Origin of the sequence: Roseburia sp. 831b (assembly GCF_001940165.2) — a bacterium.
Taxonomy (GTDB): domain Bacteria; phylum Bacillota; class Clostridia; order Lachnospirales; family Lachnospiraceae; genus Roseburia.
In genome coordinates, this window is the sequence record NZ_CP135162.1 from 544703 (window position 1) to 565709 (window position 21007).

Consider the following 21007-nt stretch of genomic DNA (forward strand, 5'->3'; position numbering starts at 1 on the left):
TTTAATTTACTCATTCTAATAAAAATGATGAAATGAAACTTGATTTTGACAAAGCTGAAATGTATACTTCAATTAAGTCATTATAAATAAAATGACGAAGTTGAATTCAAAATGAGGTAGTTAAAATGAAACAATTTGATTACACAGAAAAATGGAAAGAATTGCTTACACCTGAGATTGTTGGGTATCTAACAACAATTCATGAATACAAGGGTGAACAGCGTTTAATTGCGGAGCGCCATGCTGATGTATTAGAAAGTCTTGTTGAGGTGGCTAAGATTCAAAGTACAGAGAGTTCTAATAAAATTGAGGGGATTTATACTTCTGATGAACGTTTGAAGAAGATTGTTTTGGATAAGACAATGCCAAAGACAAGAAATGAGCGTGAGATTGCAGGATACAGGGATGTGCTTAATACAATACACGAGAATTTTACTCACATTCCAATCCGTGATACATTTATATTACAAATTCATAGGGATTTGTATAAATTTGAGAAAGGGAACTTCGTGTGGCCAAGAAATGAATCCGAAGTACGAGCACTTACCAGTCAGCAATTTCGTTGGCTCATGGAAGGTCTAACAATTTTTCCAAAGAAAACGGTTCAAGAGATCCGACCGCCAGAACATATGGCATAATGATTGTGCAAAAGGTAGAAATTTCAGGGGCATCATTCCTGGGTTCTAATATGGTAATTACAATCATCTGTAAGTCCAGTATTCTGCATTATTAGCGTGTTATTGCGCTTTTAGGTAATTGTAATTTATATCCATTGTTTTGAAAACTCTGCATTTACAAGGTCTACAAATCCCTTGTGGGAGCTTACAGGCATAGGCAATTTGCCGAATTTTGAAACGAACAACATTCGCAATTTAAGTCCATATCCGCTATAATAGACCTTAGAAAAGAGGTACATTATGGCGATGGAATATACAGAAGAACAATTGAATAATTTTGACAAGGCTACCCTTATTCAACTGTTTTTGGCACAACAATCACAACTCAAAGATATTGATCGGAAACTGCAACTGTTGTTGGAACAGGTCGCTGTATTGAACAATAACCGTTTTGGGAAGTCATCTGAGAAACTTGATGTAGATAACCAGATCAGCTTCTTAGAGGTTGATGGCAATATCGTTTATTTTAATGAAGCAGAAGCTGTTGCAGCCCTTGAATGCTCAGAGGAAGAAGAAACATCGAAACCTCATAGTAAAAAGAAAAAGGGGAAACGCGCTGCTGACATCAAAGGTCTTCCAATCGTTCCGGTTGAACACAAGATGACGGAAGACGAGTTAATCGACGAATTCGGAGAAGATGGCTGGTATCAGCTTGAAGATGAAGTATACCATCGCTATCGTTTTACCCCAATGAAGATTGAAATCGAAGAACATCACGTTGGCGTGTATAAATCTAAAAAGGACAATCATTTCAAAAAGGCAGATCATCCTGCTTATTTACTAAGAAACAGTCTTGTTTCACCATCTTTGCTAGCAGGCATTTGGAATGCCAAATATGTTAATGCAGCACCTCTTTATCGTCAGGAACAGGAATTCCAAAGAATGGGTCTTAACATCGATCGCGCGGATATGGCTCATTGGACCATTCTATGTGCAGAGAGATATCTCTCAATCTTTTATGATTATCTGCACGAGAAAATGTATGACTATCATGTCTTACAAGCAGATGAGACTCCGGTTCTTGTTTCAAAAGAAAACAGAACTACCGGAAATAAGCATTACATGTGGGTATACCGTACAGGAAAGATGTATCTGAATAAGCAGATCATCTTGTACGAGTACCAACCATCTCGTAATGCCAGTCATCCACGAGCTTTTCTTAAAGATTTTCAAGGAATTTGTCTGACGGATGGCTATCAGGTCTACCATACGATTGAAAAAGAACGCGAAGACCTGAAAATCGCTGGGTGCTGGGCACATGCAAGACGTCGCTTCGATGAGGCTGTTAAGGCTCTACCAAAGGCAAACCAGAAAATGTCTCTTGCATATCTGGCATTGAAGCAAATCCAAGCAATCTATCGCGAGGAGAACAAGCTTGGGGACATGAATCCGGATGAACGCCTGAAACATCGTCAGTTGACTGTAAAGCCACTGGTGGATGCTTATTTTGCATGGGCAAAACAGAATCTCATGTCTGTTCCGCCGAAGAGTAAGACAGCAAATGGATTTACTTACTCCTTGAATCAGGAAAAGTATTTGAGAACATTCCTTGAAGATGGAGAAGTGCCAATCGATAACAATTCGGCAGAACAGGCAATTCGGCCATTCTGTGTAGGCAAGAAAAACTGGGTTATGATTGATACCATCGCAGGGGCAGAAGCAAGTGCAATCATTTACAGCATTGCAGAAACTGCAAAGGCTAACGATCTAAAACCTTATAATTACTTTGAATATCTTCTGACAGAGATTCCAAAGCACATGGATGACCATGATGCAAGTTTTTGTGAAGATCTGCTTCCTTGGTCAGACAAGCTACCAAAGGAATGCAGAAAGCAACTTTAAAACCAACGCCGCTCTTTGGAGCGGCTAATCAAGTATTAGTACCGACTATGGTGCGTTTACATATTTTTTACACTATGGTAAATTTATTTCTTTTGTCTGCTTGATGATGTTTCGCATCGTAGATTTTTTGATGAATTCATAGTCTGTCCGAAAACCAAAAGTTTTGTGTAATGAATCTGTTATTTCTGTTCGGGTGTAGGATGGAACGTAGCCATTAGCGGTATTTAACAGAGTCATTTTCATGGAGCGTAAAGTCTCGATGAGCTGCTCTGTTGTATAGTTATTTCCTATTTTCTGCTCTAACAGGCGGTAGAGAAGAAGGCTGATATAGCAGGTCATGAAATGTGCCTTAATCCGGTCATTTCTTCTGACATACACAGGTCTGGCTTCGAATTCAGTTTTCATGATTCTGAAGTTCTCCTCAATTTCCCAGCGCTGCTTGTTAATCTTTATGATTTCCTCAATATTTCCCTCCAGATTTGTCATAACCGCATAGAAACCATCGTAAAGTTCTTCTTTTGCTATCTGTTCCTCATCAATCTCATATACGTTCTTTTCTGCAATCTCACCATCGTTTGTTACGGCAGTATTTTTCACAAAACGCATTGGATCATTTTGATTTTTGCCCTTTCGTTTTTTGCAAGGAGAGTTAATAATCATCTCTGCACGCTCGATTTGACGTGACCGGATTCTTTGCTGATAAGCTTTATATTTCGGTGAGTATGTAACGATTAGTGTTTCATCCAAATCTCCAGTAACAACAGGAACTTCTTTGTAATAAATGGAGTTAAAAACTTCTTCATCGGTTTCGTCCAAAGTCCTGATATCTATAAAATCTGTCGAACCAACCTTTCTGAACTGTGTTAGATTCAGGGCGATATCACGGTCTTCCTGCTTCATCTTCTTAAGGGAATGCGTGATGACATAAGCCCGATTCCCGATGCTGTTAAACGCTCGGTTATTTGCACTTCCAAGACCGGCATCTGAACAGAAAATAAATTCACTGCAGTTGAAATCCTGTATGATTTTTTTCTCCAAAGGTTTGAGCGTTGTCTGCTCGTTTTGATTGCCTGGAAAAATATTAAATGCAAGTGGAATGCCATCAGCATCCATAAACAGGCCCATACCAACAATCGGATTTGGGCGGTTCTCTTTGCTTTTTCCATAGTGCTTCAAACCGCTTTCTTCCTCAATCTCAAAGTAATAATTTGTACAGTCATAGTAAAGTATCTTCTGATTTCTTGGATAGATGAAGTTTGAGTTTTTGTATAGTTCACTTTGGATGAAATCTGATTCCTCTGCGATTACAGACAAAGCTCTGTAAACATCCTGAATTTCATACTTTGGCGGCTCCAGCAGAGTTTTACAAAAGTTATAGCTGCTGAGCTTGCTTGAAGGAGAAAGGATCCTTGCGTAAACCAGATCAGTAAGAATCGCATGGAAATCATACTTAAATTTATGGCGTCCTTTAATGGCACGGCAGATGTTATCAAGACGGAGGTGTGTGCATAGCTGTTGAAGGAAGAGATAACCGGCATGAAAAGAACGTTCTTCGTTCATAGGGATGCAGGCAGCCTGAGAAAACTCAACTGTGACTTTCCCTGTGCGCTCATTGTAGAGTTCGGTTTCTTTGGCAGCTTCGCTTTTCGCCCAAGCCATAAGTTTTTCATCATCACCATTGAACTGTTCCAGCAAAACGTTGTATTTTCCGAGCTTTTTATAGATACGAGAAGATGATTTTCAATCTTTTTTTCGTAGGAAGATTAATATCGCTTATTTTTATATTTTATTTGCAAAGTCATATTCTCTCAGCAAAGTTTATGGATTTGAGAGAGATAAAACGTATAAAAGGTGGATCGCTATTGACGAAAATATAGTAAAAGTGTATACTGATTTTATAACATACTTTGTATTTTTAGATAAAATATACAAAAGTGATCAGTTTCAAGGAAGGGAGGATAAAAATATGAAGAATATGAAGGTAAGAACCAAGCTAAATCTGATACTGGTTCTGGTTATTTTTCTTGTGGCTTTTGGGAGTGTTGTTTCCATCAAGGATTTGGAAGATGTGAAAGATAAAGCATTGGAGACAATGGATGCATCATCCCGTCAGAGTTATGATGATTCAATTAAAGAGCAGGTGGGCGTGGTTATTTCCCTGTTGTCGGAGATTAATGACGCATATAAAGCGGGAACTTATACGCTGGATGAAGCCAAGAAAATTGCGGCAGATGAGGTTCGGCAGATGCGTTACGGAGAGACAGGTTACTTTTGGATTGATCAGTCAGATGGAACAAATGTAGTTCTGCTTGGCAGCGATACCGAGGGAACGAACCGTATGGAGACAGAGGATGCAAACGGATACAAGATGGTGAAAGAAATCATACGTGTAGCAGTGGAAGATGGTGGAGGATACACAGATTATGTATTTCCTAAAGAAGGAGAGACTAAACCTTCACCGAAGCGTTCCTACAGTGAGTATTTTGAACCATTTGACTGGGTGGTCGGTACTGGAAATTATACCGATTATATTGATACTGCCATTGAAAAGCAGGACAAGGTATTTTCAAGCTATGCAATGAAAAAGGCAATCACACTGATTGGGGCATGTGTTGCAATGCTTGTGGTTGTTGCAGTGCTTGTTTTCATGATCGCACAGGATATTACAAAGTCACTTAAGAAAGTTGTAGCAGAGATTGAAGTGATTGCAGGTGGTAATTTTGCGCATAGAATGCGGACCAATATGATGAAACGGAAAGATGATTTCGGACAGCTGGCAGGAACACTTGAGACAATGAGGGAATCAATATGCGGATTGCTTTCCCAGGTAAAGATAGAGGCAGCAAATATTGATACAGTTGTGGAAGCAATGGATAGCAGTATATCAAATCTGAATGGGGAAATTGAGGATGTGTCTGCGACAACCGAGCAGCTTGCTGCAAGTACTGAAGAAACTGCCGCATCGACAGAACAGATCAACAGTATGACTCAGCAGATTGATGGTGCAGCGAAAGAGATTGCGATACGTGCACAGGATGGGGCTACGGAAGCAGAAGAAATTCATAAGAGGGCAGCACAGACGAAGGAAGCAACGGTGGAGAATCGACAGAAAGTTCAGACGATGCTCGGAGAAATCAGGGGAAGGCTGGAGCAGGCACTTGAAGAGGCAAAGGTTGTGGAACAGATCGGCGTGCTTGCTGATTCTATCCTTGCGATTACCGGACAGACTAATCTGCTTGCACTGAATGCATCCATTGAGGCAGCACGTGCTGGCGAGGCCGGAAAGGGATTTGCAGTTGTTGCAGAGGAAATCCGGGTATTGGCAGAGCAGTCTAAAGATGCCGTGGCAAATATTCAGGCCGTGACGGAAAATGTGGATAATGCAGTAGCAAATCTTGCAAATGACTCTAATCGTCTGTTGGATTTTGTAGATACAGATATTGTGAAGAGTTTTGATGATTTTGAGAAAATGGCAGATGATTATAATATGGATGCATCTAAAATTAATGATCTGGTATCGGATTTTAGTGCAACCTCAGAAGAATTGGTAGCATCAATTTCCAATATTACAGAGGCGATTGAAGGAATTACCTCCGCATCAAATGACAGTGCTGCAGGTACAACAAATATTGCGCAAAAAACCGTTTCTATTGCAGGCGGATCGGCAGAAGTCATGAAAGGTGTTAAGACAGCAGAGGCTTCGGCAGGAGAACTCCGCAAGAGTGTAAGCAACTTTGTAATTGAAGAATAAGAAATATATTTACAAGAGGAATTCGTATATTGCTCATTTGTGGAGAATCGGTTCACGACTTTCTGTTTGAGATTTCCGCAAAAATATCATACGAAAAGAAGGATAATATAGTCGGTCACACATTTTGTGTGACCGTTTTCTGTAATTTTATAAACTTTCTAGCCTAATAGATATTGAAATAATATATATTTTCTTTGGTTCTTATACAGAAGTCGGTATGGAAAACTGCCGGGGGGTTCTACTATTTGATCAAGATGATAATATCTATAGTGTACAATTTATGCGCCGGTGCTTCCGTAATGTTTTATTCCAATATGCCAAAAATTGTATGCAATTATTGCTATGATTAAAGCAATAATAGGTGAAATATGGGCAATCCATAAATGTGGCAAATTTTTTTCAAGCAGGTTTGCAACAGGATAATATCCGGTAAGTGCATAAGGTATAATAAAAGTAAGTACTAACTGCATTTCTTTTGAATAAATTTTTACTGGATAATCACAAAAGTTTTTGAGTCCATAATTATTATCTGTTAATAAGGAAACAATTTCTTCACTTTTTACTGTCCAAAAGCTAATTGTTCCGGTAATGACTGTAATTGCGGAAAATATAATAAAACCAGAAAGGAGGTTGAAACTATAATATATAATCCTTGTTGCAGTCCAGTGGATTTGAAGTCTTTGTAGACTATATATCCAAAAATATATAGAGAAAAATAATCGTGGTAAAAATGTATATTGGAATTGCTGCAAAACTAAATATGTAAAAGGACTTATAGGACGAGTTAAATATAAATCAAATTTTCCACTGTGAACCAATTCACCGATATCTCGCATTGGGCTCCAGAAAAAGAAACAACTAAAAGAATAGGACAACCAGCTTGTTGTAAACATAAAAAGAACTTCATATTTGTTCCAACCAGCAATACTGTTGAAATTATAAAATATAACATAAAATCCTGCAAAATATACACCAATCAATTTCTATCATTGCTTATGGATTAAACTTAAAGCGAACTTTCTTTCCGTGCTGTAACCGGAATGAATTGAAATCCTGCTTTGCTTTTTCGATTTCTTGGGTCTTATCAGAAGTCTTTTCTTTATCATATAAATCAAACAGGACTTCAACTACAAAGAGTCCATTTTCATCACTGATCCAGAAATCATTTGCATAATGTACCATGACTTCTAAATAATTCTTAGCATCGCAATAGAGATTATTTATGAAAAAACGGTCTCCACTGATGGTGATTTTACCAGTAAGTTTTTCATCATCAACATCAAGGATAACGTGCAATCCCTGGGTCATTGCTTCTTCCTCTAACCATGGATAAATCAAATCTATCCAGATACGCCACATTTCCTCATTGCGGATTCGGGTGTATTGAGATTCTACAATTTCCTGATGTTTGATACGCAAGTGCAATTCTTCTAAGTCAGCAGAATCATCTGTCTCAAACAGTTCACTTTTATCATTTTTGAACGCTTCAAGTTCTTTCAATTCCTGTCGGTATTCTTCAATATGGTCTACCTCTTCAGCTGTTTGAACGTAAGTGGAGAATGGCGCTAAATGCTTCATCGACAGGGACAAAAGTGGAATTGCTGAAAAAGGCTGTTGATCTTTATAATGGAGATTTACTTCGTTCTGCCAGTTCAGAGCATTGGATTATAGGACAGTCTGTACATTATCAGCATCGCTATATTGGTGCAGTGACAGAGCTTTTGAAAACGCTACATGAGGATCAGGATTATCATTGCGTCCATCGTTATGCGGCAAAGGCACTGGCGATTGTTCCGCATAGCGCAGATATTTATTACTGGCTGATTCATGCGATACATACGCAAGGGCATACAGAGATTGCCAGAAGTGAACTGCGGACAGCAAAAAATCATCTGCTTGAGGAAGATTATGAGCTGCTGGCAAATAGATTAGCTGTGGAAGAGAATATGACGTAAGAAATGCCGGAGGTGCAATTTATTCCTCCGGCATTTTCGTCCCTTACAAACTTGAATTTGAATTTCCTCAAATTATGACCTCTTAACAGAGTTTATAGGTTATCAATAAAATCCTCCAAAAACCTTGCAAATAAAGGATTTTTCGTAGTGTTCTCGCCTTATCCCTTTATACGATTTCACTATTGTTTATGCTTCCCTCGTGACCTCATAAGGGAAAAATCAAGGGAAGGAAAAACTCGCAACACAATATAACAAAATGTGGTAATCAGGAAACTGTGACATATGTGCGAATATAATATACTGGAGGATTTATTATATGGACAAGTACATTTTTGATGAAAGCAACGGCTTGTGGTATGAATTGCAGGGAGATTATTATATCCCTTGCCTGATACTTTCCGAAGAAGAAACACAGCCTATCGACTTATGGGGACAACGCCACAAGCAGTACCTAAAGGAGCATAGGCACATTGTTTACACCACAATGCTGATGGATAGAACACTTAACCGCTATCTTGCAGATATTAACCAACAGGCGGAGCAAATGTTCCATAGATTGATTGAGTAAATGGCTCAAAAGCAGGGTGTGACAGAACAGTTAAAAGCGGAACAGTCAATGGAATGGATAGGATTGATGAACAACATACAAGTTTGTGCAAAAGAGATTGTGAACAATGAGATAATTTTTGTATAATTAGATAAAGGGGCTGTGAAAAAAGAATAGTCCCGCATAAAAAAGAAAGACCAAGAGTTTTGCAATGAACTCAAGGTCTTTCTTTGTGTTATAATTAACTTACCATGAAAATTAATAACATAATCTATTCTAACCCAAAACAGGCAGTTTTGCCAATACTAATTCAAGATTATCTGGACATTTGTGATCCGGTGCTGACATTTGACAGATTTATGGGAGAAATCGAACTGGAGAAATATCTGAAAAATATTCCGCAACATCATACAGGAAGACTCAGATATGACCCGGTCAGCATGCTGAAGACAGTTTTGTTCGGATTTATGGAGAACGGCTATATATCATTGCGTGAGCTGGAGGATCAGTGCAAAGTCAATCTCCGCTTCATGTATCTCATGGATCATCAAACACCTTCTTACCGCACCTTCGGCTACTTCATTAACGAAGTAATTGCTGATTCCATTGAAGATATATTTCAGGACATAAACAAAAAAATCTTCGAGACAGAACATGTGGACCTCCAACATCTATATATCGATGGCTCCAAATTTGAAGCAAATGCGAATAAATACTCCTGGGTATGGAAAAAATCAACAGAAAAATCCAGATACCGCCTCTTTGATAAAATCACAACACTCTTTCAGGAAATCAATGAGGAACTGTCATGTACCGGTATAAAGTTTTGTATCAATAGTGAATATGCACCAGAGTATCTGAAAGAAGCCGCAGAACAGTATGCAAAAGCCTGGCAGATGGATAAAACGATGTTTGTTCATGGCAGGGGACATCGAAAAACCACGCAGCAGCGCCATTATGAGAAACTCAGTGAGTATGCTGCCAAGCTGGAAGAATACGTGGAAAAAATCAGGATCTGTGGAGAAGACCGCAACAGCTACTCAAAAACAGATCATTCGGCTACTTTTATGCGAATCAAGACAGACTACATGGGAAATGACCAGCTGCTTCCGGCTTATAATGTACAGGTCGGTGTTGCAGATGAGTACATTGCTGTTGTTGATGTAAATCAGTACCGCTCAGATATGGATTGTTTTGTTCCGCTGATGAACAAATTTTATACTACATATGGCTTCTATCCGAAGTATCCAGTAGCGGATGCCGGATATGGTTCTTACAACAATTACATCTTTTGTGAGCAGCATGGAATGGAAAAATATATGAAGTTTCCCATGTTCAAGAAAGAGACTACTGACAAAAAGTATCAAGAAGATCCATTTCGTGCAGTAAATTTCCCAATCGGGAAAGACGGAATCATGCGTTGCCCAAATGGGAAAAAATTTTATCTTCAGTACCGTAAAAACGTAAAGGGAAACAAGTATGGACGCCAGGAAGAAATATACCAGTGTGAAGACTGTTCTGGATGTCCATACGCTGAACACTGTAAAAAGACAGATAAAAACCGCACCGTTCGGATTAACCGTGAACTTACAGCGATGCATCAGGAAGTGATTGGAAATCTCGAAAGTATCCAGGGAGCACTTCTGAGGATGAACAGATCCATCCAGGCAGAGGGCACATTTGGTATCATAAAAAACGACCGTTGGTACAAAAGAATTGTCCGAAGAGGAATAAAATCTGTCCTGCTTGAAGTATTTCTTGTTTCTATTGGACACAATCTTTATAAATATCACAATAAACATGAAAAAAATGTAACAGCCGCATAGGATTCCATAATAGCCTTTCTTATGGGGTAAGGGGAATTATACACGTTTTATGAAATATAACTACTGTTGTATCCATAATAAAAAGGACGCATGAAAAAACTTTCGTTTTTTCACACGCCCTTTTATTTCAAAAAATTCTTGACAACTACATCGAACCTCGATACTATATATATAGAGGTTCGATATATCGAAGTGGAATAGTGAGGATGCCTATGAATAGTAAAATAAAAAGGATTTATGTACCTATGACAGAAAGCGGTTTTTACATTTTGTTCTGTCTCCAACAACCTCAGCATGGCTACGGAATTAGTCAACAGGTCAGGCAAATGACAGGTGGAGAGTTAATCATTAGTGCAGGAACAATGTATGGAACGCTTTCTAAAATGGAAAAAGATGGCTTAATTGATTTTGAGAGTGAGGAGGAAAAAAGAAAGCTTTATCGAATTACCGAACTTGGAAAAGAAATCTTACATCTTGAAATTAAACGTATAGAGCGATTGTATAAGAATAGCAAAGGAGAGGAAATAAATGAATAACAAAAAAACTGTAATACGCTTTTTTACCATTGCAGATTATGAAGATGAAGAAATTTGGTTGCATAATCAGCATATGAATGGTTGGAAACTGGTAAAAATGATTCCCCCTTGTTTCTTTATTTTTGAAAAGTGTACGCCAGCGGAAGTAGCGTACCGACTGGATTATAAAAATAATTCGGAAACCAGTAACTATTTCCAAATTTTTAGGGATTACGGTTGGGAATATATTGGCCGTTGTGTTGGATGGCTGTATTTTCGTAAACCGTCAACAGAGATGGATTCCGAGCGTGATGGCGAAATATTTTCCGATAATGAATCAAGAATAGAAATGATCGACCATGTGGTAAAAACTCGTTTACTTCCAATTTTAATAATCTTTCTATGCTGCGTTCTTCCTAATTTTATAAGAAGCATAGAAACCAATGACCCACTTACAACCGTGTTCACCGTGTTTTTGGCAATCATGACCCTGCTATATAGTTATCTGATTGTTTATTGTGGTTTGAAATTGCGAAAATTAAGGAAAAAATATAGAAATGATTAATATATGTTTATAATTTGGGTATCAAAAATAAAACTGGTGGAATTATCAAAGTTGCTCTGAAAACATAAGATATGAAGTCTCCTACAAGATTTTTCGTCACGCAGGAGACTTTCTTATATTCTGATATTTCCAGCTCAATCCTCTACATGAAATACATCTTCCACCAGCATATTAAAGTACTCTGATATTCGCAGCATAAATTCGGCAGATCGACCATGTGAAACAGTCGGATGCAAAGGTGTGGCTCATCAAATTACAGAAAGATGGTCGAGGGTATAGTACCATTCATACGGTGCGTGGTGTTGTAAGACCGGCTTTTCAAATGGCAACAGATGATGATTTGATTCGTAAGAATCCGTTTGATTTCCAATTGGTGACAGTAGTAGTAAATGACAGCGTGACAAGAGAAGCCATTTCTAGAGCAGATATGCGTAAGTTCTTAAAATTCGTGGAAGAGGATAAGCATTTTAGTAAATACTACGAAGGTTTTTTTATTCTTTTTCACACAGGACTTAGAATTTCAGAGTTTGTAGGACTTACCATAAATGATATTGATTTTACAGAGATGAAGATCCATGTTACGCATCAGCTTCAGCGAAAGAGAAATATGGAATATATCATTGAAGATCCCAAGACTTCCAGTGGTACCAGAGATATTCCCATGACTTCCGAAGTGGCAGAATGTTTTCATAGGATTATTGATAAGAGAAAGAAAGTAAAGGTGGAGCCGATGATAGATGGCTACAGTGGATTTCTTTATCTCGATAAGAATGGGATGCCTATGGTTGCCCTTCATTGGGAGAAATACTTTCAGCACGTTGTAGAGAAGTACAATGGCATTTATAAGATTCAGATGCCAAAGATTACACCACATGTTTGCAGGCACACGTTCTGTTCGAATATGGCAAAGTCAGGAATGAACCCAAAGACGCTTCAGTATATTATGGGGCATTCGGATATAGGTGTTACATTGAATACCTATACACATCTAACATTTGACGATGCAAAGGAAGAGACGGAGCGATTATCAAAGGCTCAGTAATAGCGAGTTGTACAGAATTCTAATTTACAACTTTTGATGGAAAATTTACAACTTTTTATGCCAAGATATGCCAAGAAACGGAACAAAATAATCTGCCGGAAATGTGCCGCAAACCCTGTAAAATCAAGGAAAACAGAGGAGTTACAATACTATGATAAAAGTACTGTTCATCTGCCACGGCAACATCTGCCGCAGCACCATGGCCGAGAGCGTTTTCACCCACATGGTGAACCAGTTAGGTCTTATACAACAATTTGAAATCGATTCCGCAGCAACAAGTCGCGAAGAAATCGGTAACCCACCACATTATGGAACAGTGGACAAACTGCGCAAGGAAGGCATCCCACTTGTCCCACATCGTGCACGTCAGATGACAAGGGACGATTATCTGTACTATGATTATTTGATTGGCATGGATTACGCGAATATCCGCAACATGACAAGAATTGCCGGTGGGACAGATAGTCAGGGAAAAATATATAAGATGCTTTCGTTTGCAGGCTATGAAGAAAATCATAAACTCACAGAGGCAAGAGATGTTGCAGATCCATGGTACACAGGCGACTTTGATGCGACTTATCGTGATGTAGTGGCAGGATGTGAAGGGCTGTTACAGTATATAAAAGAACATTTCTGAATCTTATATAAAAATTTTCCAAACATTATTTTTAAAAGTGCTTGCAAAACGCCCCCATCTGTGTTATAAATGTTACAACATTAATTCATTAAAGCGTTGAAAGAGACTCTTCTCTTTAGAGGCCGACAGGAATACAACGTCACCGACTGAGAGCGTTGTTTGGAAGAGAAGAAGAAGGGAACACTCTGGAGCAGACTGGTTGAACCAGTTTTACAGCGAAGACACTGCAGAACTGTTAAGTAGGTCAGTACGTGGGTGCGCGTTAAGCACATTGAGTGGGAAAATGATTTTTAATGTGAGTCGTTTTTCAAAGCGGGTGGTACCGCGGGATCATAGAAGAGGAATCTCGCCCCTGAGAAAGCAAAGTTGCTTTTTCAGGGGCTTTTTGTTTACCAATAGAATCCCGTCCCGCTCCTAATCAAACCGCACAAGCGGAAACGTAAGGAGAGTACAAGACATGGAATTTATGACAGGAGTAACAGGAAAAGACACACTGGAAATCAGCGATTTATTAGCTGGAGATTTCGCAGGAAAAAGCGTAAAAGTAAACGGAGCGGTTCACACCATCCGTGATATGGGGGAGGTTGCCTTCATCGTTTTGCGCAAAAGGGAAGGACTTCTTCAATGTGTTTATGAAGAAGGAAAAACAAAATTTGCCTTAAAGGATTTGAAAGAGGCATGCACGATTGAGGTCGAAGGAACTGTAAAAACAGAAGATCGTGCACCAAACGGATTCGAGATTCGACTTGATACGATTAAGGTATTGTCGGAGCCGAAGGAACCGATGCCGCTTGCCATTTCCAAATGGAAGATGAACACCTCATTGGAGGCAAATTTGAACAATCGTCCGATTGCACTTCGCAACATCAGGGAGAGAGCAAAGTTCCGTATCCAGGAAGGCGTGGTGAGAGGATTTCGTGATTTCCTTTATCAGGAGGGATTCACCGAGATTCATACTCCTAAGCTTGGTGCAAAGAGTGCTGAGGGCGGGGCAAACCTTTTCAAATTAGAGTATTTCCACAGACCTGCGATTTTACAGCAGAGCCCACAGTTTTATAAGCAGATGATGGTCGGCGTTTTTGACCGGGTATTTGAGACAGCACCGGTTTTCCGTGCAGAGAAACACAACACGAAACGTCACCTCAACGAATATACAAGTTTAGATTTTGAGATGGGATACATCGATGGATTCGAAGATATCATGGCGATGGAAACCGGATTTTTGCAGTATACAATGGAGTTACTGAAAAAAGATTACGCAAGAGAGTTGAAAATCCTCGGCGTAACCTTACCAAAAGTGGATAAGATTCCGGCAATCCGTTTTGATGAAGCAAAACAGCGTGTAGCGGAAAAATACAACAGACAGTTCCGCAATCCATACGATTTAGAGCCGGAAGAAGAGGCACTGATTGGTCAATACTTTAAAGAAGAATATGATGCAGATTTTGTGTTTGTCACACATTATCCATCCAAGAAAAGACCGTTTTATGCGATGGATGATCCGGCAGACCCGACTTACACTTTAAGTTTTGACTTACTTTATCAGGGACTTGAGATTACAACCGGTGGACAGCGAATCCACGATTATGATATGCTCATGGAAAAGATAGAAAAACGTGGCATGGAGACAGAGGGCATGGAACAGTATTTGAGCTGCTTCAAACACGGAATGCCGCCGCACGGAGGTCTTGGAATCGGAATGGAACGTCTCACAATGAAATTAATCGGCGAGGACAACGTCAGAGAGACGACACTATTCCCAAGAGATTTAAGCCGTTTGGAGCCATAGAGAGCCGGGACAACTAGATACGGCTTAAATCTCTTTGAGGTTCGCCAACCACTATCTCCATACCATCGACAAAAGAAAACGGAGAACAACAAATGAAACTACAAGAACAATTAGAACAATACCACCCTTTCAACGAACAGGAGGAGCGCGACAAAAAGGTCATGCTTCAGTTGCTTAAGACTCAGCCGGACATTTTTACCAGAGAAAATGAGGTAGCTCATTTTACCGCATCTTCCTGGCTGTTAAACTGCAAACACACAAAGGTGTTGATGATTTATCACAACATTTATCATTCCTGGTCATGGACGGGAGGTCACGCAGATGGTGAGGAAAATTTGCTTGCAGTAGCAATCAGAGAGGCACAGGAAGAGACCGGTGTGAAAGAGATTCAGACGGTTGATGATACCATTTTTTCCATTGAGACGCTGACCGTCGATGGCCATGAGAAAAGAGGACGCTATGTGCCATCCCATTTGCATTTGAATGTGACGTATCTTTTGGAGGCAGACGAAGCGGAGGTGCTTCGGATTAAGCCGGATGAAAATAGTGGTGTGAAATGGTATGCACTGGAGGAAGCGCTAGAGGCGTGCAGTGAGCCGTGGATGGTGGAGCGGATTTACAAAAAGTTAAATAAGAAACTACAAGTGTAGTTGCAAAAACAATGTGATACGATGAGATTACGAACAATAGAAAGATAAGAATGCAGCATACGAATCGTAATAGAAAAAGAGACATATAGAAAATGCAGGAAAAGAGGGATAACGTGAGACATTTAGGAACGAAAACGATTGAGACAAAACGCCTTACCCTACGACGTTTTACATTAGATGACGCAGAAAAAATGTATGAAAACTGGACAAGTGATGACCGCGTGACAAAGTTTTTGACCTGGCCGACACATAAGAGCGTTGAGGTGACAAAAAAAGTAGTGACAGAGTGGGTCAGCAATTACGACAAGGATGACACAAACAAATATTTGTGGTGTATTGCAAGGAAGGAAAATGACGAGCCAATCGGAAGTATCGATGCGCATATAGCCAAAGAGCAGGCAGAGAGTTTTGAGGTGGGCTACTGCATTTCGGAAAGCTGCTGGCATCAGGGATTTACCAGTGAGGCATTACAGGCAGTGATGGATTTCTTATTTGATGAGGTTGGGGCAAACCGTGTGGAGGCACGTCACGATCCGGCAAATTCTCATTCTGGTGAGGTTATGAAAAAATGTGGCATGCATTATGAGGGAACCAGAAAGATGGCAGACTGGAACAATACCGGAATCTGCGATGAAGCCCTTTATGGAAAAGTAAAAGGCGATGAAAAAGAAACCACAGAACAGGAAACTACGGGAAACAAAGCCGTTTCCAAGGAATGTAGCGATTCTACAAAACATAAAAAAAATATCATTTCCGATGAGACGATTGAGTATGTTGGAATTCTTGCGAAACTGGAATTAAACGAGGAAGAAGCCGAGCAGGCAAAAAAAGATATGGGTGATATGCTTGACTATATCGATAAATTGAATGAACTAGACGTGACAGGTGTGGAACCGATGTCACATATTTTCCCGGTTCATAATGTGTTCCGTGAGGATGTCGTAAATGAGCATGATGGAAGCAAGGATACCTTAGCCAATGCACCGGTACAAAAAGATGGTGGATTTAAGGTACCAAAGACCATAGGTGATTAGAAAACATTTATGTCGCAAATGCGACCCGCCGCAGGCAAAGAATCCTGCTTGCAGGATTCCTTTTATAGAAATGAGGGAAAAAGATGAACTTAATGAGTTTAACTGCCGTTGAATTAGGCAAGAAAATAAAAGCAAAAGAAGTGTCGGTGGAGGAAGCTGTACAGGCTGCAATCGATGCCATTGAGAAAAGAGAAGAAAGCGTACACAGTTTTGTGACTGTGGATAAAGAGGGTGCCTTGGCCCGTGCGAAGGAAGTACAAAAGTTAATCGAGGATGGAACCTTAAGTGGTCCGCTTGCCGGTGTTCCGGTTGCAATCAAGGACAACATGTGTACCAAGGGATTGCTTACCACCTGTTCTTCCAAGATTTTATATAATTTTTTACCAACTTATTCTGCTGAGGCAGTAGAGCGTCTGGAAAAAGCTGGTGCTGTTATCATTGGAAAAACAAACATGGATGAGTTTGCGATGGGAAGTACGACAGAGACTTCTGCCTTTGGAGAAACCAGAAATCCATGGAATTTAGAGCATGTGCCGGGAGGGTCTTCCGGTGGTTCTTGTGCAGCAGTGGCAGCCGAGGAGTGTTCATTTGCACTTGGTTCAGATACCGGTGGCTCGATTCGCCAGCCAAGTTCTTTTTGTGGCGTGACCGGAATCAAACCAACGTATGGAACCGTTTCCCGTTATGGGTTGATTGCCTACGGTTCTTCCTTAGATCAGATTGGACCGGTTGCCAAGGATGTGACAGACTGTGCAACCATTTTGGAAGCAATTTCTTCCTATGATAAAAAGGATTCCACTTCCGTAAAACGTGATGATTACCATTTTACAGAGGCGCTCGTGGATGATGTCAAGGGATTAAAAATTGGAATTCCAAAGGATTACTTTAAAGAGGGAATCGATGAAGATGTCAAGAACGCAGTCCTTTCGGCAGCAAAGACATTAGAGGAAAAAGGTGCGATTGTCGAAGAATTTGACCTTGGTCTGGTAGAATATGCAATTCCTGCTTATTACGTCATTGCGTGTGCGGAGGCAAGCTCGAACTTAGCACGTTTTGACGGTGTAAAATATGGCTATCGTACCAAAGAGTATGAAGGGCTTCACAATATGTATAAAAAAACCCGTTCCGAAGGATTTGGAGCAGAGGTAAAAAGACGTATCATGTTAGGTTCTTTCGTATTAAGCAGCGGTTATTACGATGCATATTATTTGAAAGCGCTTCGTACTAAAGCCTTGATTAAAAAAGAATTTGATAAAGCATTTGAAAAATACGATATCATTTTAGGACCGGCAGCACCAACCACAGCACCGAAATTAGGAGAGTCCTTAAAAGATCCAATCCAGATGTACCTGGGGGATATCTATACGATTTCCGTAAACTTAGCAGGTCTTCCGGGAATTTCGCTTCCATGCGGAGAGGATGAAAATGGACTTCCAATCGGGTTACAGCTGATTGGGGACTGTTTCGAGGAAAAGAAGATTATCCGCGCAGCGTATGCGTTTGAACAGACAAGAAACTACAAACATAGTCCGATTGCAGAAGATTGTGCTGCAAAAAAAGTGGCACAGGACTAGGAAAGGAGACAGAAAAAATGAGTAAAACATACGAAACCGTCATCGGACTTGAGGTCCATGTTGAATTAGCAACCAAGACGAAGATTTTCTGCTCCTGTTCCACTGCGTTTGGAGGAGCACCAAATACACACACCTGTCCGGTTTGTACCGGTATGCCAGGTTCCCTTCCTGTTTTAAATAAGCAGGTTGTAGAATATGCAATTGCAGTTGGACTTGCAACGAACTGTTCCATCACACAGTATTGCAAGTTTGACCGTAAAAACTATTTTTACCCGGACAACCCACAGAACTACCAGATTTCCCAGTTATATCTGCCAATTTGCAGGAACGGAAGCGTTGAGATTGAGACTTCTGCCGGTAAAAAGAACATTGGAATCCATGAAATTCATATGGAAGAGGATGCCGGAAAACTGGTACATGATGAGTGGGAAGATGTTTCCATCGTCGATTACAACCGTTCCGGTGTGCCACTGATTGAGATTGTATCTGAGCCAGACATGCGCTCGGCAGAAGAGGTTATCGCTTATCTGGAAAAATTAAGAACCCTGATTCAGTATCTTGGTGCATCCGACTGTAAGTTAAACGAAGGTTCCATGCGTGCCGATGTCAACCTGTCTGTACGTGAAGCAGGTTCTTCAGAGTTTGGTACCCGTACCGAGATGAAGAACTTAAACTCTTTTAAGGCAATCACACATGCGATTGAGGGTGAGAGAGAACGTCAGATTGAATTGCTTGAGATGGGACGTAAAGTTGTGCAGGAGACCAGAAGATGGGACGATAACAAGGAATCCTCCCACGCAATGCGTTCGAAGGAAGATGCACAGGATTACCGTTATTTTCCGGAACCAGACCTGGTTCCAATCGTGATTTCAGATGAATGGTTACAGGAAATCAAAGACCGCCAGCCGGAGTTCCGCTCGGAAAAATTAGAGCGTTACAAAAAGGAATATGAGATTCCAGAGTACGATGCCAAGATTTTGACCGAGTCCAAGCATTTAGCGGACTTATTCGAGGCGACAACCGCTATCTGTAAGAAACCGAAAAAGGTATCCAACTGGCTGATGGTAGAGACGATGCGTCTGATGAAAGAGCATGAGATGGATGCAGAGGACTTAAGCTTTTCACCGGAAAATCTTGCAAAACTGATTGAACTTGCAGATGCCGGAACCATCAACAGCAGTGTTGCAAAAGAAGTGTTTGAAAAAGTGTTCGAGGATGACATTGATCCAGAACAGTATGTTGAGGAACATGGCTTAAAGACAGTTCACGATGAGGGCGCACTCCGCAGCACGATTGAGCAGATTCTAAAAGACAACCCACAGTCCGTCTCGGATTACCACAGTGGAAAACAAAAAGCGATTGGATTTTTGGTGGGTCAGACGATGAAGGCGATGAAGGGAAAAGCAAATCCTTCCATGGTAAATGAAATCTTAACCGAGTTATTGAGAAAAGAATAACGTTATTGAGAATTTCTTGAATTGACGAAAAAAACAGAGCTTGTTATCCTAGAAAGAGAGTTAGTGTATGCTAACTCTCTTTGTGTTATACAAAAAGAAGAAGTATTATCAGGGTCTTGAAATTGACATATCAAAAGGGGGATATCTCAATTTATCAGAATAAGTTATAAAAGAGGGAAAAAGAAATGGAATTACTAAAAGTAAAAGTGTTGCTGGGCTTTTTGACGATGAGGGAGACGGACCTTACGGTAACAAATCTTGCGGTGGTATTAGGCGAAGAAAAATATGCCATCAGCCGGCTTTTTACCAGCATGGAAAAGGAGGGACTGTTGGACCGGACAAACAAGAGAAAACCGGTACTGACAGAATCTGGAATGCGAACGGCAAACATTTACCGTCACAAGGTGGAAGGGGTGTTAGGACACCTTTTATGTGCCGGCGTTTCGCAGGAGGAGGCAAAAGCGGATGCAATTGCAATGGCAGTGTATTGTTCCGATGCAACCTTTTCCAAGCTTCGCCAGCAGGGAATTGCAAGGAGGGTAAAATTAAGTTTTCATGAGGGACTTCATTTTGATGGGGCAAGACTATGCCGTTCTTATCAGGAAGGAACGGAGCCGCTTACCTTTCTGATTTATCAGGCGTTGGGAAATGAGCAGGAGCAGCTCTCAAAATGGAATGACCGGTTTGAAAATCCCGGTAAGCTTTGTATCCAAAATAAACAAGGACAGGTCTCATTACATGTGTTGGCAGGTTCACAGGGCTATGAGTTTGAGTATTGGGATGGAGAAAACTGGCGAAGCATGCTGCGTCAGGGAACGGTCATTTCTTTTCCGGCAGAGTATTTAAAGTTTACCAGCATTGCAAAAGACGAGGGGCGGATGCTCTATGGAAGAATTCCGCTTCGGGTGAAAAACGAGAAAAATATGGAAAAACTGCTGTTTACAACGTACATTGCATAAACTTTTGAAAATGATTATCAGTTGCAGATTGCAACAATAGTTAGTCGTGACAAACCAAGAAAAAGAATCGGAAGTAGAAAACTTTGTTGCAAACGTGCAACAAAAAGAGACTTTTCTGTGAAAATACAATGTGTTACTATCATTTCTGCAAAAAACAGATTAAAATTTTATACCAGGCGGTTAGACA

16 protein-coding genes and 4 pseudogenes are annotated in these 21007 nt (G+C 40.3%); 17 read left to right on the forward strand and 3 right to left on the reverse strand.

Annotated features, from left to right (window positions below; all coding sequences use genetic code 11):
* Nucleotides 1–125 precede the first annotated feature (125 nt).
* Nucleotides 126–638: an IS66 family insertion sequence element accessory protein TnpB gene (tnpB, locus tag BIV16_RS02390; RefSeq protein ID WP_075679512.1), complete on the forward strand. Its 513-nt coding sequence runs from the start codon at nucleotides 126–128 to the stop codon at nucleotides 636–638.
* Between the two features lie 279 nt (nucleotides 639–917).
* Nucleotides 918–2519: an IS66 family transposase gene (gene tnpC, locus BIV16_RS02395; protein WP_075680494.1), complete on the forward strand. Its 1602-nt coding sequence runs from the start codon at nucleotides 918–920 to the stop codon at nucleotides 2517–2519.
* 72 nt (nucleotides 2520–2591) lie between these two features.
* Here tnpC and BIV16_RS02400 read toward each other — a convergent pair.
* Nucleotides 2592–4259 (reverse strand): annotated as a pseudogene (locus tag BIV16_RS02400) (IS1634 family transposase); the annotation flags it as partial.
* Between the two features lie 226 nt (nucleotides 4260–4485).
* Here BIV16_RS02400 and BIV16_RS02405 point away from each other — a divergent pair.
* A complete protein-coding gene (locus BIV16_RS02405; protein ID WP_242940320.1) occupies nucleotides 4486–6270 on the forward strand; it encodes a methyl-accepting chemotaxis protein in 1785 nt (594 codons plus the stop codon).
* A gap of 278 nt (nucleotides 6271–6548) precedes the next feature.
* Here BIV16_RS02405 and BIV16_RS02410 read toward each other — a convergent pair whose 3' ends face one another.
* Nucleotides 6549–7250: an ABC transporter permease gene (locus BIV16_RS02410; RefSeq protein WP_075679509.1), complete on the reverse strand. Its 702-nt coding sequence runs from the start codon at nucleotides 7248–7250 to the stop codon at nucleotides 6549–6551.
* Between the two features lie 13 nt (nucleotides 7251–7263).
* Complete coding sequence (locus BIV16_RS02415) at nucleotides 7264–7770, reverse strand: hypothetical protein (protein ID WP_143524704.1); 507 nt, start codon at nucleotides 7768–7770, stop codon at nucleotides 7264–7266.
* A gap of 59 nt (nucleotides 7771–7829) precedes the next feature.
* Between BIV16_RS02415 and BIV16_RS02420 the strand changes: the two genes are divergently transcribed.
* From BIV16_RS02420 to BIV16_RS02480, 14 genes and pseudogenes are all read left to right on the forward strand, one after another.
* On the forward strand, nucleotides 7830–8225 hold the full coding sequence (locus BIV16_RS02420; protein ID WP_075679507.1) for a bacterial transcriptional activator domain-containing protein: 396 nt from the start codon (nucleotides 7830–7832) through the stop codon (nucleotides 8223–8225).
* Between the two features lie 316 nt (nucleotides 8226–8541).
* A pseudogene (locus BIV16_RS02425) lies at nucleotides 8542–8919 on the forward strand (TnpV protein).
* A gap of 104 nt (nucleotides 8920–9023) precedes the next feature.
* On the forward strand, nucleotides 9024–10598 hold the full coding sequence (locus BIV16_RS02430; protein ID WP_075679506.1) for an IS1182 family transposase: 1575 nt from the start codon (nucleotides 9024–9026) through the stop codon (nucleotides 10596–10598).
* A 212-nt stretch (nucleotides 10599–10810) separates the two neighbouring features.
* A complete protein-coding gene (locus tag BIV16_RS02435; protein WP_075679763.1) occupies nucleotides 10811–11134 on the forward strand; it encodes a PadR family transcriptional regulator in 324 nt (107 codons plus the stop codon).
* Nucleotides 11127–11678 carry a DUF2812 domain-containing protein gene (locus BIV16_RS02440; RefSeq protein ID WP_075679505.1) on the forward strand — a complete coding sequence of 184 codons (552 nt, stop codon included), beginning with the start codon at nucleotides 11127–11129 and terminating at the stop codon, nucleotides 11676–11678. The genes BIV16_RS02435 and BIV16_RS02440 overlap by 8 nt, the downstream gene beginning before the upstream one ends.
* A 202-nt stretch (nucleotides 11679–11880) precedes the next feature.
* Nucleotides 11881–12720: pseudogene (locus BIV16_RS02445) on the forward strand (site-specific integrase); the annotation flags it as partial.
* A 151-nt stretch (nucleotides 12721–12871) separates the two neighbouring features.
* Nucleotides 12872–13357, forward strand: a complete 486-nt coding sequence (locus BIV16_RS02450; protein WP_075679503.1) for a low molecular weight protein-tyrosine-phosphatase — start codon at nucleotides 12872–12874, stop codon at nucleotides 13355–13357.
* A gap of 457 nt (nucleotides 13358–13814) precedes the next feature.
* Nucleotides 13815–15146, forward strand: coding sequence for an aspartate--tRNA(Asn) ligase (aspS, locus tag BIV16_RS02455; RefSeq protein ID WP_075679502.1), 1332 nt, complete (start codon nucleotides 13815–13817; stop codon nucleotides 15144–15146).
* Nucleotides 15147–15238: 92 nt separating this feature from the next.
* Entirely contained in the window at nucleotides 15239–15796 is a 558-nt protein-coding gene (locus tag BIV16_RS02460; protein ID WP_075679501.1) for an NUDIX hydrolase, read from the forward strand.
* Between the two features lie 191 nt (nucleotides 15797–15987).
* Nucleotides 15988–16317: pseudogene (locus BIV16_RS15710) on the forward strand (GNAT family N-acetyltransferase); the annotation flags it as partial.
* Nucleotides 16318–16542: 225 nt separating this feature from the next.
* Nucleotides 16543–16830, forward strand: a complete 288-nt coding sequence (gene gatC / locus BIV16_RS15715) for an Asp-tRNA(Asn)/Glu-tRNA(Gln) amidotransferase subunit GatC (protein ID WP_334309948.1) — start codon at nucleotides 16543–16545, stop codon at nucleotides 16828–16830.
* A gap of 83 nt (nucleotides 16831–16913) precedes the next feature.
* The gene (gene gatA / locus BIV16_RS02470; protein ID WP_075679500.1) at nucleotides 16914–18404 is read left to right on the forward strand and encodes an Asp-tRNA(Asn)/Glu-tRNA(Gln) amidotransferase subunit GatA; all 1491 of its coding nucleotides are present in this window, start codon (nucleotides 16914–16916) and stop codon (nucleotides 18402–18404) included.
* A gap of 17 nt (nucleotides 18405–18421) precedes the next feature.
* Nucleotides 18422–19861 carry an Asp-tRNA(Asn)/Glu-tRNA(Gln) amidotransferase subunit GatB gene (gene gatB / locus BIV16_RS02475; protein WP_075679499.1) on the forward strand — a complete coding sequence of 480 codons (1440 nt, stop codon included), beginning with the start codon at nucleotides 18422–18424 and terminating at the stop codon, nucleotides 19859–19861.
* Between the two features lie 185 nt (nucleotides 19862–20046).
* On the forward strand, nucleotides 20047–20820 hold the full coding sequence (locus BIV16_RS02480) for a hypothetical protein (RefSeq protein ID WP_075679498.1): 774 nt from the start codon (nucleotides 20047–20049) through the stop codon (nucleotides 20818–20820).
* Nucleotides 20821–21007 lie beyond the last annotated feature (187 nt).